Annotated in this window: 14 protein-coding genes; 4 read left to right on the forward strand and 10 right to left on the reverse strand. The window is 57.6% G+C overall.

Features of this window, described 5'->3' with window-relative positions; translation table 11 throughout:
* Nucleotides 1-5: 5 nt before the first annotated feature.
* Nucleotides 6-281 carry an oxidative damage protection protein gene (locus B9Z45_RS06500; protein ID WP_108406419.1) on the reverse strand — a complete coding sequence of 92 codons (276 nt, stop codon included), beginning with the start codon at nt 279-281 and terminating at the stop codon, nt 6-8.
* Nucleotides 282-484: 203 nt separating this feature from the next.
* On the opposite strand from B9Z45_RS06500, the gene B9Z45_RS06505 reads away from it, so the two are divergent.
* Together B9Z45_RS06505 and B9Z45_RS06510 are read left to right on the forward strand one after the other, a co-directional pair.
* Nucleotides 485-1,261, forward strand: coding sequence for a ferredoxin--NADP reductase (locus tag B9Z45_RS06505; protein WP_108406420.1), 777 nt, complete (start codon nt 485-487; stop codon nt 1,259-1,261).
* 138 nt (nt 1,262-1,399) lie between these two features.
* Entirely contained in the window at nt 1,400-1,900 is a 501-nt protein-coding gene (locus B9Z45_RS06510) for a disulfide bond formation protein B (RefSeq protein WP_108406421.1), read from the forward strand.
* On the opposite strand, the gene B9Z45_RS06515 is transcribed toward B9Z45_RS06510, so the two are convergent.
* Complete coding sequence (locus B9Z45_RS06515) at nt 1,884-2,357, reverse strand: Lrp/AsnC family transcriptional regulator (protein ID WP_108406422.1); 474 nt, start codon at nt 2,355-2,357, stop codon at nt 1,884-1,886. The two genes, B9Z45_RS06510 and B9Z45_RS06515, sit on opposite strands and share 17 nt — an antisense overlap.
* 113 nt (nt 2,358-2,470) lie before the next feature.
* Here B9Z45_RS06515 and B9Z45_RS06520 point away from each other — a divergent pair, with 113 nt between their 5' ends.
* Entirely contained in the window at nt 2,471-3,160 is a 690-nt protein-coding gene (locus B9Z45_RS06520) for an aspartate/glutamate racemase family protein (protein WP_108406423.1), read from the forward strand.
* A 23-nt stretch (nt 3,161-3,183) separates the two neighbouring features.
* Here the strand turns inward: B9Z45_RS06520 and argA are convergent, their stop codons facing one another.
* Genes argA through B9Z45_RS06535 form a run of 3 tightly spaced genes read right to left on the reverse strand, consistent with a single transcriptional unit; the run spans nt 3,184 to nt 5,242 of the window.
* Nucleotides 3,184-4,530 carry an amino-acid N-acetyltransferase gene (gene argA, locus B9Z45_RS06525; RefSeq protein WP_108406424.1) on the reverse strand — a complete coding sequence of 449 codons (1,347 nt, stop codon included), beginning with the start codon at nt 4,528-4,530 and terminating at the stop codon, nt 3,184-3,186.
* A gap of 11 nt (nt 4,531-4,541) precedes the next feature.
* Entirely contained in the window at nt 4,542-4,979 is a 438-nt protein-coding gene (locus tag B9Z45_RS06530; protein ID WP_108406425.1) for a TA system VapC family ribonuclease toxin, read from the reverse strand.
* On the reverse strand, nt 4,976-5,242 hold the full coding sequence (locus tag B9Z45_RS06535; RefSeq protein ID WP_146180889.1) for a DUF6364 family protein: 267 nt from the start codon (nt 5,240-5,242) through the stop codon (nt 4,976-4,978). Before B9Z45_RS06535 ends, B9Z45_RS06530 begins: the two co-directional genes overlap by 4 nt.
* 71 nt (nt 5,243-5,313) lie before the next feature.
* Between B9Z45_RS06535 and hrpA the strand changes: the two genes are divergently transcribed.
* Nucleotides 5,314-9,231 carry an ATP-dependent RNA helicase HrpA gene (gene hrpA, locus B9Z45_RS06540; protein WP_108406461.1) on the forward strand — a complete coding sequence of 1,306 codons (3,918 nt, stop codon included), beginning with the start codon at nt 5,314-5,316 and terminating at the stop codon, nt 9,229-9,231.
* Here hrpA and B9Z45_RS16895 read toward each other — a convergent pair.
* The 5 genes from B9Z45_RS16895 to B9Z45_RS06565 all read right to left on the reverse strand — a co-directional run bounded on the left by B9Z45_RS16895 (nt 9,191) and on the right by B9Z45_RS06565 (nt 14,503).
* Nucleotides 9,191-9,397 carry a hypothetical protein gene (locus tag B9Z45_RS16895; RefSeq protein WP_146180890.1) on the reverse strand — a complete coding sequence of 69 codons (207 nt, stop codon included), beginning with the start codon at nt 9,395-9,397 and terminating at the stop codon, nt 9,191-9,193. The two genes, hrpA and B9Z45_RS16895, sit on opposite strands and share 41 nt — an antisense overlap.
* Before the next feature lie 156 nt (nt 9,398-9,553).
* Nucleotides 9,554-9,952 carry a hypothetical protein gene (locus B9Z45_RS06550; protein ID WP_108406428.1) on the reverse strand — a complete coding sequence of 133 codons (399 nt, stop codon included), beginning with the start codon at nt 9,950-9,952 and terminating at the stop codon, nt 9,554-9,556.
* A gap of 14 nt (nt 9,953-9,966) precedes the next feature.
* Nucleotides 9,967-12,300, reverse strand: coding sequence for an EcoAI/FtnUII family type I restriction enzme subunit R (gene hsdR, locus B9Z45_RS06555; RefSeq protein ID WP_108406429.1), 2,334 nt, complete (start codon nt 12,298-12,300; stop codon nt 9,967-9,969).
* Between the two features lie 3 nt (nt 12,301-12,303).
* Nucleotides 12,304-12,567: a hypothetical protein gene (locus B9Z45_RS06560; RefSeq protein ID WP_199221856.1), complete on the reverse strand. Its 264-nt coding sequence runs from the start codon at nt 12,565-12,567 to the stop codon at nt 12,304-12,306.
* Nucleotides 12,568-12,802: 235 nt separating this feature from the next.
* Entirely contained in the window at nt 12,803-14,503 is a 1,701-nt protein-coding gene (locus tag B9Z45_RS06565; protein WP_108406462.1) for a DUF262 domain-containing protein, read from the reverse strand.
* Nucleotides 14,504-14,568: the final 65 nt, after the last annotated feature.

A 14,568-nucleotide genomic window follows, 5' to 3' on the forward strand; every position in this document is an offset into this window, starting at 1 on the left:
CTGGTTCAGCTGGCGGGTGGCGGCACGTAACCTTGGGCGGCGTCAGCGCCATCGCCAAAAAAGTGGTTTTCCATCTGGCGGGCCAGGTACTGGCGGGCGCGCAGATCGGCCAGGTTCAGGCGGTTTTCATTGACCAGCATGGTCTGGTGTTTGAGCCAGTCGGCCCAGGCTTGCTTGCTGACGCTTTCCCAGATGCGCTTGCCCAGATCGCCGGGGTAGGGCGCAAAATCAAGACCCTCTGCTTCTTTGCCGAGTTTGATGCATTGAACGGTGCGTGCCATGGGGGTCCTTGAGTCTCTTCAGAGTGATGGGTTATACAGATATAAAATCTTGGTATTTCCAGCAACGAGCATGTCACTGGACAATACAGCTGGGTCGCCAATGGCGACTGCATACTGGTTATTTTCAAAACCTCAACTGTAGCAAGCTTCTGCTTTCCTTTTCCGGTCTGGGGTCTGTGCCCCATCCCACCTGTTGGATCACCATGAGTGCTTTTCTTGAAGAACGCGTTTTGAGCGTTCACCACTGGACCGACCGTCTGTTCAGTTTCACCACCACCCGTGATCAGGCCCTTCGCTTTTCCAACGGTCATTTCACCATGATTGGTTTGAATCAAGAAAGCGGCAAGCCCTTGCTGCGCGCCTACTCCATTGCCAGTGCCAATTACGAAGAACACCTGGAGTTTCTGAGCATCAAGGTGCCCGATGGCCCCTTGACCTCCAAACTCCAACACATCCAGGTGGGCGACACCATTGTGGTGGGCCGCAAGCCCACGGGCACCTTGCTGATCGATTACTTGTTGCCAGGAAAAAACCTGTATTTGCTGTCCACGGGCACGGGTCTGGCGCCCTTCATGAGCATCATTCGCGATCCCGAAACCTATGAGCGCTTTGAAAAAGTGATCCTGGTGCACGGTGTTCGCCAGGTCAATGAATTGGCTTACCACGACTACATCACGCAAGAACTGCCAGCCCATGAGTTTTTAGGCGAGATGGCGTCCCGGCAACTGCTGTACTACCCCACCGTGACCCGCGAGCCTTATAAAAATCAGGGCCGTGTCACTGACTTGATGGACAGCGGCAAACTGTTTGCCGACTTGGGCCTGCCCCCTCTGAACCCTGAGGAAGACCGGGTGATGATCTGCGGCAGCTCGGCCATGCTTCGCGACCTCAAGCACATCTGCGAAGCACGGGGGCTGAAAGAAGGCAACACCAGCACGCCAGGGGCTTTCGTCATTGAACGGGCTTTTGCCGATTCCTGACTTGGCCGGGGCTTTGTCCGCCGCCACACCAAGCCGGCACGATCACGGGGGCACAATGCCCCCGTTGCTTTTGAAACACCGCATGTTGCACCCTTCGCCGGTCACCTTTTTTCCAGTCACCCTGCCCCAAGATAGCCCATGAAACTCTCGCCCATCACCCTCCAGCGCTGGATGTTGCTGACCGCCTTGGCGAGCACCGGTATGCTGGTTTTTGGCTTTTACTTGCAGCATATGGTCGGCTTGAACCCATGTCCCATGTGCATCGTGCAGCGCTACGCCCTGATCGGTGTGGTGGTGCTGGGCCTGATCGGCTGGCGTTTGCAGGGAAAGGGCCTGGCCCTGACGGCGCTGCTGCTGGCGCTGGACGCTGGTTTTGGCGGCTTCACCGCGGCGCGCCAAAGCTGGCTGCAGTGGTACCCGCCTGAAATCGTCACCTGCGGGCGCGACTTTTATGGCATGGTCGAAAACTTCCCCCTCAACCGCGCCATTCCCATGATCTTCAAGGGCAGTGGCGATTGCACCAAGGTCGACTGGACTTTTTTGGGCGGCTCGATCGCCAACTGGTCTTTTGTGGTCTTTGTGGTTTTCGGGCTGATGGGTCTGTGGGTCGCGTTCAAGTCTTTCAAGTTGCGTAACTGAGCGGCACCGCCGTGGTGAACTTGAGTTCCTCCATGGCGAAACTTGAACTGACATCGGCCAACGGCACCTGCTGAATCAACTGTTTGTAGACCAGGTCGTAAGCGGCGATATCGGGTACCACCACTTTGAGCAGGTAGTCCACATCTCCGCTCATGCGGTAGGCCTCCACAACTTCAGCAATTGACTGAACAGCGGTGCGAAACTTATCCAGCCACGGCAAATCGTGGTCGCGGGTGCGCACGGATACGAACACGGTCACCCCCACATTGACTTTTTGACGGTCCAGCAAGGCCACTTGCTGCGCGATGATGCCCATCTCCTTGAGCCTTTGAATGCGGCGCCAGCAGGGGGTGGGAGTCAGGTGTACGGCCTCAGCCAACTCGTTGATGGGCAAGTCACTGCGGGCTTGCAAGAGGGCCAAAATTTTTCGATCTATGGCATCTAGTTTCTGTTTCATGCTTGTATTGTAGAAAATTATTCCAATAAATAATCAATTTAGGGATTATTTTGGCATGCCATGCTGCAGCATTGCTGGCAAACTTCAGCTTTTAATTGAGGCAGAAAATCAACATGAAAAAAATAGGTTTGATCGGTGGCATGAGCTGGGAGTCCACCGCCCTTTATTACCAAAACATCAACCGCGAGGTGGCTCGCCGCCAAGGGGGCCTGACATCGGCGCCGGTGCACTTGATCAGCCTGAACTTTCAGGAGATTGCAGATTTGCAAAAGCAGGGCGACTGGGTGCAAATGACCGCCATTTTGCAAACGGCAGCCCGTCAACTGGAGCGCAGTGGCGCCGAAGTCTTGCTGATTTGCACCAACACCATGCACCGCATTGCCCAAGAGGTTCAGTCGGTCACCGCGCTGCCTTTGCTGCACATTGCCGATGTCACTGCCGATGCCGTGTTGGCCGCTGGCCTGCACAAGATCGGGCTGCTGGGCACCCGGTTCACCATGGAGCAAGCGTTTTTGCGCGACCGCTTGGCTGCGCGCGGCATTGAGTGCCTGGTGCCCGATGAGCCTGGTCGCATGGAGGTGCACCGTGTCATTTTCGAGGAACTCTGCCGGGGCCAAGTGAATGAGCGTTCGCACCAAAGCCTCATTGGGCTGGTGCAGCAGTTGGCTGCGCAAGGCGCTCAGGGCATTGTCTTGGGCTGCACCGAACTGACCATGATCTTGCAGCCTGGCGATGGTGGCTTGCCCAGCTTTGACACCACTGCTTTGCACGCCATGTCGGCCGTTGAGTTTTCGCTGGGCTGATGCGATGGGCCGAAGCCTTCGGCTCAGAGCTTTTTCACCAGCACCTTGCTTTTGCGGTCCCAGTTGTATTTGCGCTTGCGGGCTTCGGGCAGCCAGTCTGGGTCTACTTGTGCAAAACCCCGCTTGATGAACCAGTGCATGGTGCGCGTGGTCAAAACGAAGATGCTTTTCAAGCCCATGGCACGGGCCCTTTGTTCCACACGCTTGAGCACTTTTTCGCCATCGCCCTGACCTTGAGACTGGGGCGACACCGTCAGCGCCGCCATCTCGGCAGTCTTGGCTTCGGGGTAGGGATACAGGGCAGCGCAGGCAAAAATTACGCCGTCGTGGTCGATGATCGTGTAATGGTCGATGTCGCGCTCAATCTCGGTGCGGTCACGTTTGACCAGCGTGCCGTCTTGCTCGAAGGGTTCGATCAGTTGCAAAATGCCGCCCACGTCATCGGCCGTGGCTTCGCGCAGCTCTTCAAGCTTTTCATCAACCACCATGGTGCCGATGCCGTCGTGCACATAAATTTCCAGCAACAACGCGCCATCGACTGCAAACGACAGGATGTGCGAGCGCTCCACGCCTTCTTCGCAGGCCTTCACGCAATGCTGCAGGTAAAACGCCAGATCGGTCGGCTGCGTCGGGTTGGGAGATGCGGCCAAAATTTGCTTTGCTGTGGCCAAAGGCAATTCGGTGTCGATCGGGTTGTCTTCGCTGGCCGGTTCGTGGGGGTGGATGCGAATGCCCGGAATTTCGGTCAAAAAGATCAGCTTGTCGGCCTGAAGTTCGGCGGCCACGCTGGTGGCCACTTCTTCCATGGCCAGGTTAAAGGCCTCGCCCGTGGGCGAAAAGCCAAACGGCGACAGCAGCACCATTGCGCCCATGTCGAGCGTGCGCATGATGCCGTCCACATCCACTTTGCGCACCAGGCCCGAGTGCTGAAAATCCACGCCGTCCACGATGCCCACCGGACGGGCGGTGATGAAGTTGCCCGAAATCACCCGCACCGTTGAGCCCGCCATGGGCGTGTTGGGCAAGCCTTGGCTGAAAGCCGCTTCGATTTCGTAGCGCAGCTGGCCAGCCGCCTCTTGGGCGCAGTCCAGGGCCACGCCATCGGTGATGCGAATGCCGTGTGAGTATTGCGGCGTATGGCCTTTGGCGGCCAATTGCTCATTCACCTGAGGCCGAAAACCGTGCACCAGCACGATCTTCACGCCCATGCTCTGGATCAGTGCCAGATCTTGTGCCAGGTTGTGCAGCTTGCCGGCCGCAATGGCCTCGCCCGCGATCCCCACGACAAAGGTTTTGCCCCGGTGCATGTGGATGTAAGGCGCCACCGACCGAAACCAGGGCACGAAAGTGAAGTTGAAGACTGTTGGCATGGGCGGTGGTGTCAAGGCTTGAGCAAATGAAGTTGGCCGGGCGGCAGCAGACGCGTAAAGTCGCGGTCGAATGTGCAGAGTGTCTCACCGGATTGCACCACCATGGCCGCAATCCAGGCGTCGGTGATCAAGTTCCCGCTGGCTTGTTGCGTCAGACACACTTGGCGCAAGTTGGCCCAAGTGGCCCCTTGGGATTGAAACTGCAAACCGGGGCAACTGAGCAAGCTGTCCACAAAGTCGATCAGGTCTTGCAGCGGATCGGTTTCCCGAAAAATTTTGGAGTTCGTGCTGATGCGCAAAAAACCGGTCACCACGGTGCCCAGCAGCATCAGGCTGGCGCGACCACTGGCGGCTTGAATCACCGCATCGTCCAGCCAAGCGCGGGCAGGCAAGTGACGGGGGTGGTCGGGCCTGAACGCCGCAACCAGCACATTCACGTCAGGCGTCATGACAGTTTTTGCACATTCATGCCCGCGTCCATCGCGTCGTACAGAGATCGGTTGCTGCTTGGGTCAATGCCCGGTTGCAGGCCACCACCGGCTTTTGAAACCGGCAGCTTGGGAATCACGATGGGTGCCGTCGGCATGTCTTGCCGCACATAAGTTGACAGCAACTCGCGCACCTTGGCGCTCAGCGAGGTGCCCTCCTGGATCGCCTTGATGCGCGCTTGTTTGACAAGGTTTTCGTCCAGCGAAATCGTCAAATTGGTCATGATGAAACTCCCCGGCATAGTTCACGTGAATGAGTGTAGCACGTGAATGTGTGACGTGGGATAATCAGGCGGTGACTGAGCCAGCAACACCCACCCCCCTCCAAATCGAGTTCCCCGAAGGCCTGCCGGTCTCTGCCCGCCGCGGTGAAATCATCGCCGCCATGGACCAGCACCAGGTCATCATCGTGTGCGGCGAAACCGGCTCGGGCAAGACCACGCAGTTGCCCAAAATCGCGCTGTCGCTCGGTCGTGGGCGGCTGAACGCCAAGCCTGGCGAGCGCGCCCGCATGATCGGCCACACCCAGCCGCGCCGCATCGCTGCCAGCTCGGTGGCCAAGCGCATTGCCGAAGAATTGAAGACGCCGCTGGGCGAGGTGGTCGGCTTCAAGGTGCGCTTTCAGGACCGCTTGAGCAAAAACGCCTCGGTCAAGCTCATGACCGACGGCATATTGCTGGCCGAAACCCAGACCGACCCGCTGCTGCAGGCCTACGACACCATCATCATCGACGAGGCGCACGAGCGCAGCCTGAACATCGACTTCTTGCTGGGCTACTTGCGCCAGATTTTGCCGCGCAGGCCTGATCTCAAGATCGTTGTGACCTCGGCCACGATTGATGCCGACCGCTTTGCCAAGCACTTTGCCTCCCGCCACGGACCGGCCCCGGTGATCATGGTCTCGGGCCGCACTTTCCCGGTGGAGCAGCGCTACCGTCCGTTTGAAGAATCGCGAGACTACGGCCTGAACGACGCCATTGCCGACGGCGTGGACGAACTTTGGCAGGGTGGGGCAGGGGGCGACATCCTGATCTTTTTGCCGGGCGAGCGTGAAATCCGCGAAGCCGCCGACCACCTGCGCAAACACCTGTCGCACCAACCGCTGACACGCAATGCCGAAGTGCTGCCGCTGTTTGCCCGCCTGTCGCAGGCCGAGCAAGACCAGATTTTTGAAGCATCGAATGGCCGCCGCATCGTGCTGGCCACCAACGTGGCCGAAACCTCGCTCACGGTGCCTGGCATCCGTTATGTGATCGACGCCGGCACCGCCCGCGTCAAGCGCTACAGCTTGCGCAGCAAGGTCGAGCAGCTCATGGTCGAGCCCATCAGCCAGGCGGCAGCCAACCAGCGCGCAGGCCGCTGCGGCCGGGTGGCCAACGGCATTTGCATTCGCCTGTACGACGACAAGGACTTTGCCGGCCGCCCGCGCTTCACCGACCCGGAAATTTTGCGTTCCTCGTTGGCGGGTGTGATCTTGCGCATGAAGTCGCTGCACCTGGGCGTGGTCGAAGACTTTCCGTTCATCGAAGCGCCCTCCAAACGGGCGATCACTGACGGCTACCAGCTGCTGGCCGAGCTGGGCGCTGTGGACGATGACAACGAACTCACGCCGATTGGCAAAGAACTGGCCCGCCTGCCGCTGGACCCGCGTGTCGGCCGCATGATTTTGGAGGCGCGGCACCGCGAAGCGCTGGACGAAGTGCTCATCATCGCGAGTGCCATGTCGGTGCAGGATGTGCGCGACCGCCCCATGGACTTGCAGGCCCAGGCCGACCAACAGCACGCCAAGTTTGACGACGACAAAAGCGAATTCACCGGCTACCTGAAGCTGTGGAAATGGATTCACGATGCCCGTGGTGGCCACGATGCGGCCCACAAACTCAGCAACCGCCAATACGAACAGCTGCTGCGCCAGAACTTCGTCAACATCCGCCGCGTGCGCGAGTGGCGCGACACGCACACCCAGCTGCTCACGGTGGTGGCCGAGCACAAGTGGCGCATCAACACCCAGCCTGCGAGTTATGAGCAACTGCACCTGTCCATGCTGGCGGGCCTGCTGGGCAACGTGGGCTACAAGCTCGAAGACGAAGACGTCTATTTGGGCGCACGCGGCATCAAGTTTTACAAGCACCCTGGCGCGCACCTTTCCAAAAAGCCGGGCCGCTGGATCGTGGTGGCCGAACTGGTGGAAACCACGCGCCTGTTTGGCCGGGGCATTGCCGCCATCGAGCCGCAATGGCTGGAGCAAGTCGGCGCGCACCTTTTAAAGAAGCAGCTGCTCGACCCGCATTGGGAAAAGAAAACGGCCGAAGTGGTGGCGCTGGAGCGGGCCACGTTGTATGGCCTGGTGGTCTACAGCGGGCGGCGCACGCCCTATAGCCGGGTGGACATGCACGGCGCGCGCGAGATCTTCATTCGCGAAGCGTTGGTGGGCTACCAGTGGGAGACCAAGCTGCCGTTTTTGGCGGCCAACCACAAGATGATCGCCAAAGTCGAAGAGCTCGAGCACAAGTCGCGCAGACAAGATGTGCTGGTGGACGATGAGCTGATTTATGCCTTTTACGACCAGCAGATTCCGCCCGATGTGTGCAGCGGCCGCTTGCTCGAAAACTGGTACCGCGACGAGAGCGTCAAGCAGCCGCGCCTGTTGTTGCTGACCCGCGAAGAACTGATGCGCCACGAAGCCGCAGGCATCACCACGCAGGCCTTTCCCAAACACATGCGACTGGGTGGCACCGACTGCAGCGCCACCTATTTACACCAACCGGGCGATGCCCGTGATGGCGTCACCGTGACGGTGCCGCTGTTTGTGCTGAACCAGGTGAGTGAAGACCGTTGCGAATGGCTGGTGCCCGGCTTGCTCAAAGACAAAATTCAGGCCCTGCTGAAAAGCCTGCCGCAGCGCCCGCGCAGCCGCTTTGTGCCGCTGCCCGAATCGGCCACGCGCATGGCCACCGAACTGTCGGCACCCGAGTTGTTTGGCGCCGGCTCACTGACCGATGTGCTGCTGAAAAAAGTGCGTGACGAAACCAGCCTGGACGTCAAGCGGGGTGACTTCAAACACGAGATGCTCAGCCCGCATTTGTTCATGAACCTGTGTGTGGTTGACGAGCACGGCCGCCAACTCGGCATGGGCCGCAACCTCGGTGCCCTGAAGGGCGAGCTGGGCGCCAAAGCGCGCGGCGCCTTCCAGGCGCTGGCGCAGCTCAAAGTCGCAGCAGCGCCTTCGAGCGCTTCGCCAGCGAACCCCCAATCAAATGGGGTCGGATCGCGATGGTCCGAAGGAAATCGGGCTCTGACGCCAATTGATTCCGCGCAACAACCCCGGCGTCAAAACGCCCCCGTCAAACAAACCCCGGTCACGCCCCAGCGCTACACCGCCTGGACCTTTGGCGAACTGCCCGAGCTGATGGAAATCAGCAAGGGTGGCCAGACCCTGATCGGTTTTCCGGCCTTGGTGGACATGGGCGACGCCGTCACCATCGAGGTGTTTGACGAACCCGATGTGGCGGCCAGCAAAAACCGCGCGGGCCTGCGCCGCCTGTTTGCACTGCAGATCAAGGACGCGCTCAAGTACCTTGAGAAAAACATCCCCGATGTGCAAAAAATGGCTGTGGCGTTCATGCCGCTGGGTTCGGCCGACGAGCTGAAAACCCAGATCATCGATGTGGCGCTGGACCGCGCCTTCTTGCTCGACCCGCTGCCCAACGATGAAATCACCTTCAAGCGCCGCATCGAAGAAGGCCGGGGCCGCTTGACGTTGATTGCCAACGAAGTGGCCCGGCTGGCAGGCACCATCTTGCTGGAGTTTGGCGCGGCCACCCGCAAGATCAAAGACACCAAAAACGCCCCCGAAGCCACCGCAGACTGCACCCAACAACTGCAACGCCTGATGCCCAAAAACTTCATGGCCGCCACCCCGTGGCTCCAGCTGCAGCACTGCGCCCGCTACCTCAAAGCCGTGACCCTGCGCCTGGACAAATACCGCGCCGACCCTGCCCGCGACGCCCTGCGCCTGGCCGAAATCAAACCGCAAGAACAACGCTATTGGCGTCTGGTGGCCGAACGCAAAGGTGCCCAAGACGCCCGCATGCTGGAGTTCCGCTGGCTACTGGAAGAGCTGCGCGTGAGTTTCTTCGCGCAAGAACTGCGCACCCCACAGCCGGTCAGCATCAAGCGGCTGGAGAAGGCTTGGGGGCAGTTGAATCATTGAGCAAGTCCGTGTTTTTGATTTCTATCAGGCGCCTCGGGTGGTTTTCAAGTTTTTCTAATAAATTGATCAATTTTTTTCTAAGAACTTCTTTTTCCTCGGAATTTCGAGAATTTTTAAATTGATTGATCAAGGTTGGAGCTTCGGCTGCCATTTTTTCAGCGATCAACTTCTGCCAAGTTTCTGTAATCGATATTAGAGATATGATGCAGGCGGTAAAAAATATTAACCTTAGTGAGTTAATGCTTGATGCTGACTCTTCCGAGTGTTCTGGCTTGTTTGGATTGTTTTCTCCAGTTATGAGTTTGTGGAAAAAATTGTGAGATTAATCTGGACTAAGCGTTAAATAATATTGAAATATATTTTTATCAATGAATTCAATTCTGTGAGCAAATTTATTTCTAATTTTTATTATTTCGATAATTCTAATTTTTTCAGTTTGGTTAATTAAATTCAAATCAATTAGAAGTTGTATTTTTCCTGTTGGTCCATTTATATTTAGTTTTGAGATAAATTTTTCTGGTAAATCATCAAAATAAATCTTTAATAAGCGATCTGCAGCTGCTTTAATGATGACGCAGAGTTTTATAACTAGTGACCAATCGAATTCATCCTGAAAGATTTTTTGGAAGAAATTTTTACTTACTCCCAAGCTCTCTTCAAGGGCATTAAAATTCGTCGTTGATATTTTTTCTGTTAATTCTTTTTCTAAATCTCTAGACATTTTTTTGGTAAATTTTATTTATACAAATACCGCTGCATCCCCACAAACGCCTGCCTGACCTGCACCGCATCCCCCAATTCCGCCATCGCGTCATTCAGTGCGTTGTAGCGCAGCTTGAGCAGTGGGGTGAGTTTGTCAGCGTCGAGTTGGTCCACGCCTTGGGTCACGTACTGGTCCAACACAAAGGCTAAAAACGCTTGTTGCTTTTGGCCATACGTCACCGCGTTGTGGGCCTTGGCGCGATCTGCGCGGGTGGCACGGGTTTCGGTGGGCAGGGCAAAGGCCACGTAGGCCAGCACGTCGAACAGGTCGCTTTTCTCGGCGTCGATGATGCGTTGCATTTCGCGCAGCGGGTCGCGACCAAAACCTTTGTCGGCCAGGCCGCCTAGCAGCGCTTTGCGCGTGGTCGGGTCGGCCCACAGGGTGCGCAGTTCGTCTTCGTTTTTGAAGAACTCGGGCAGGGCACCAAACAGGCTTTCCAAAAACTGCGCGGGTGACAGCGGCTTGCCGTCTGGCCCCCAGTAGCTGGTGGAGGTGATGTGCTGGATGGTGCGGGTTTTGCCGTCGGCCAGTTTGACCACCAGCTTGGCCGGGCGCTCCTCACCAGGCTCGCGCACCGTGGGTGGCTCGGTGGGGTCTTGTGGCTGCCAGATCGGGGGCAAAGGCTTTTCTGTCGGTGGTTCGGGCTCCACAGGTTCGCCGTCCCATTCCGGGTCGCAGAACAGGTGGTGCGCCTTCACAAAGTCATAGATCGTGAAGTAGTCCTTGCCGTCATAAAGGCGGGTGCCGCGTCCGATGATTTGCTTGAACTCGATCATCGAATTCACGGGCCGCATCAGCACGATGTTGCGCACGTTGCGGGCGTCCACGCCCGTTGAGAGTTTTTGCGAGGTGGTCAAGATGGTGGGCAGCGATTTTTCGTTGTCCTGAAACTGGCTCAGGTGCTGCTCGCCTAGCTTGCCGTCGTTGGCGGTCACGCGCACGCAGTAGTCGGGCGCGGGGCTGGTTTTCATCTGGTTGATCAGGTCGCGCACCACCAGGGCGTGTTGCTGGGTGGCGCAAAACACGATGGTTTTTTCGCGCTGGTCGATGCTGTCCATGAACAGCTTGACGCGGTAGGCCTCGCGCTCTTTGATCTCGATGCTGCGGTTGAAGTCTTTTTCTTCGTAACGCTTGCCTTGCTGCACTTCGCCGTCCAGCACCATGTCGTCGGCGGTGTAGACGTAATCGTCCAGCGTGGTCACGATTTGCTTGACGCGAAACGGCGTCAAAAAGCCATCGTTGATGCCGTCCTTGAGCGAGTAGGTGTAAACCGGATCGCCAAAATAGCCATAGGTGTCGGCATTGATGGTGCGCTTGGGTGTGGCCGTCAGGCCCAGCTGCACGGCGGGGCTGAAGTATTCGAGGATGGCCCGCCAGCTGCCTTCGTCGTTGGCGCCGCCCCGGTGGCACTCGTCGATGATGATGAAGTCAAAGAAGTCCGGCGGGTATTCGCCAAAGTAGGGGGTCTCGCCAGGCCCACTCATGAAGGTCTGGAAGATCGTGAAGAACACGCTGCCGTTCTTGGGCACGCGGCCTTTTTTCTTGATGTCGCCGGGGTCGATGCGAACCACCGCATCTTCGGGAAAGGGCGAGAACGCGGTGAACGCCTGGTTGGCCAAGATGTTGCGGTCTGCCAAAAACAAAATGCGCGGGCGGCGGCTGGGCTCGGTGCCTTCTTTCCAGTCCTTCAGATTCCAGCGGCTGTGAAACAGCTTCCAAGCGAGCTGAAACGCGATGAAGGTCTTGCCCGTGCCTGTGGCCAGCGTCAGCAGCACACGGTCTTTGCCATTGGCCACCGCCTCCAGCACGCGGGTGATGGCGCTCTCTTGGTAATAGCGGCCCGTCCAGGTGCCGCCTTTGTCTTCGAGCGGCACGGCGGCAAAGCGTTTGCGCCAGGCGGCGGCTTGCGCTTCGCTCTCGCCAAAGGCCATGTCCCACAGCTCGTCGGGCGTGGGGTAGCGAGTCACTTGCTCTTCAGCCCCCGTGTGCATGTCGATGCCGTAAATGCCCTGGCCATTGGTGGCATAGGTGTGGCGAATGGCCAGCTTGGCCGCGTAGCTTTTGGCCTGGCCCACGCCCTCGGTCAGCGGCTTGGCCCAGGCTTTGGCCTCGATCACCGCCAGCTTGGTGTTGCGGTAGACCAGCACATAGTCGGCAATGTCGGCCCGCGCCCGCTTGCCCGCGCCTTGCAGCCTGCCCGCCGTGATGTTGTGCTCTCGCAAAACGCGGCTGCCATCCACCTGGCCCCAGCCCGCGGCGGCAAGTGCAGGGTCGATGTGTTCGGCGCGGGTTTCGGCTTCGTTCATGGGTCAGTTCTGCTGTGCCAGCATGTTCATAACGGTTTTATCCGAACCAGCAATGTGCAAATTTTGCACATTGCTTATTTCCTCCAACTCCCCTTCAGCAAAGACATTTTTGATGTGCTTCGTGATGACAGAGCGTTCCCGCCCGAAAAGCTGAGTCATTTGCTCTTGACGGAGCCAGACGGTTTCACTTTGCAGCCGAACCTCGACAGAGCCGTTATCGGCCTGGTAAATCGCAATGGCGGTCTTACTGGCGGGGTTAGGTGTCATGGACGGGCTCATTAGTGAAACCGAATCAGTGTAGCCAATTTGGTTTCAATATCCGGCTGGTTGGGTTGGGCAACTGGTGACAGCTTGTCACCGTTTCAACTGTACGTTTTCTCGCGCGGCTGAACCGATTCAGTCGGTTACAGCGGGTAACCGACTGAATTTCCCGATTTCTGCGCAGTTGGTGACGATTTGTCACCGACCCAAACCATATGGCTTACTGTTGATTCACAAACACTCAAACAAAGTCCGAGCGCCAGACATGCGCTGCCCGCTGGGCCATGCGTTCCTGGCGCAGAGCCAGGGTAGCGGGTGACCAATCCGCCTGATCGCTTAGCCCCATTGCTTTGGCGGTGGCATAACTGCTTCGCCCGTACTCGGCTCGCTTGTCTTCAAAACTGCCGTTTTGACATTGGCGGTTGATGGTTGGCTCCAGCAGCATCAGATTGCCCAAACGGTAGATGAAGTCTTTCTGGCGATCTGGGTTGAAGGGTTCGTCCCATTGCGCAGAGGGGTTCTCGGGCAGGATGTGCTCGATGGTGCCGGTGTCGCTTTCCCAATCGTGATGCTTGCCAGATGCGTCGCTTTCCAGTTCGCACAGCAGGTATTTCGCCACTTTCTTGCGGCGGCCGGTGGTGTCCATTTCCTTGTGCGAAAAGTCGCGCACAAATTTTTCATCATCCACGTAGACGCTGCGCAGCTGCGCAAACACTTCTGCAGGCGTGCGGACAGCGCTAACCAGCAGCGCCTTGGCGGCCCGATGGTAAACAGGCTCCAGCTCGTTGGTGTTCAAGCTGCCAATGACGGTGTAGCGCACCGACAGCACGCACAGCAGTTTGAGCACGCGGGTGAAGTCGTCCGCGCTCATTTGCTCCCATGCGGCAAACACCAAAGGCATGTGCTGGCGCACACCAAACAACTGCAAGTCCCGCACATAGGGCTTGGCAGCCGGGCGGTCCAGCCAAAACTCGTGCGCAGTGTCGTCCATGGCAGCGAACAAGTCTGCGCGTTGCTCCAGTGCATCCATCAGGGCAAACACATCTGCCGATGTTTTGACCTCTTCGCGCACCTTCTTGAACAGGCGCTGTTTGCGAATTTGCGGGAACCGACACAACAAGTGGTAACGCAAAAAGTCCGGAAAGCGCTCATGTTTGACTTTGCCGATCATCTGACGCCAGCGGCGTTGCAGGGCATCCAGATCGGTGCGGACAGGCACGCGAGAGAACAAGAAGTTCTTGAGCAAATCAGTGGAGGACAGCTCTAGGCCACGGGCATTGAGTGTTTCAAACACGGTGTAGGCGCTGATGTCGTCTTCGACCGTGATCAGGATGAACAGGAGTTGCCGCGCCACCGTGTCAGACAGCAACCGCGCAAGCGCTTCGCCTTCCAAGCCAGAGTCCAGCAGTCGTTTTTGAAACCACCCAAAACACTGCCACAGCATCCGGTTGGACTTGGGCAGACCGCGGGGGTTGCCCGGCGTGCGCAACTGAACCAAGTAGTCTTGATAAAACCCGTCGTCGGTGTCGTTCAGGAAAAGCTTACTGCTTTGCAGCAGAGAGGCGGGGTCTTTTTCTCCGATGAACCTTTTGCGCAGCTCGGATGCGCGTTCGGCATTGGCCGCTTTGGTGGCTTCATCGCCGGGCAATTGCTGAAGGCGATCAATCACCGCCAAGGCCAACACGCTCAGTGTCGCGACCCGTTGTTGACCGTCAATGATCTGAAATTCGCGGTCAGAAACAGCCTCGACCACCAAAGCGCCCATGTAGTGGAAGCTCCCGGGCGCACTCAGTAACTCCTGAATGTCGTTCCACAGATCTTCCCACTGCTCCTCTTCCCAAGCGTAGTCGCGTTGAAACGAAGGTACACGGTATTTCTTACCGTTACCGATCAAGTCCAGAAAGGTGACGTCTTGGGTCTTTAACAAGTTGCTTTTGGCCATGGTCGTCATCCTAATTTATTTGGACTGGCTTGGATTTTCAGGGGGTGGCAGTGTGTGCAAATTTT

Origin of the sequence: Limnohabitans sp. 2KL-17 (assembly GCF_003063415.1) — a bacterium.
GTDB lineage: Bacteria > Pseudomonadota > Gammaproteobacteria > Burkholderiales > Burkholderiaceae_C > Limnohabitans_A.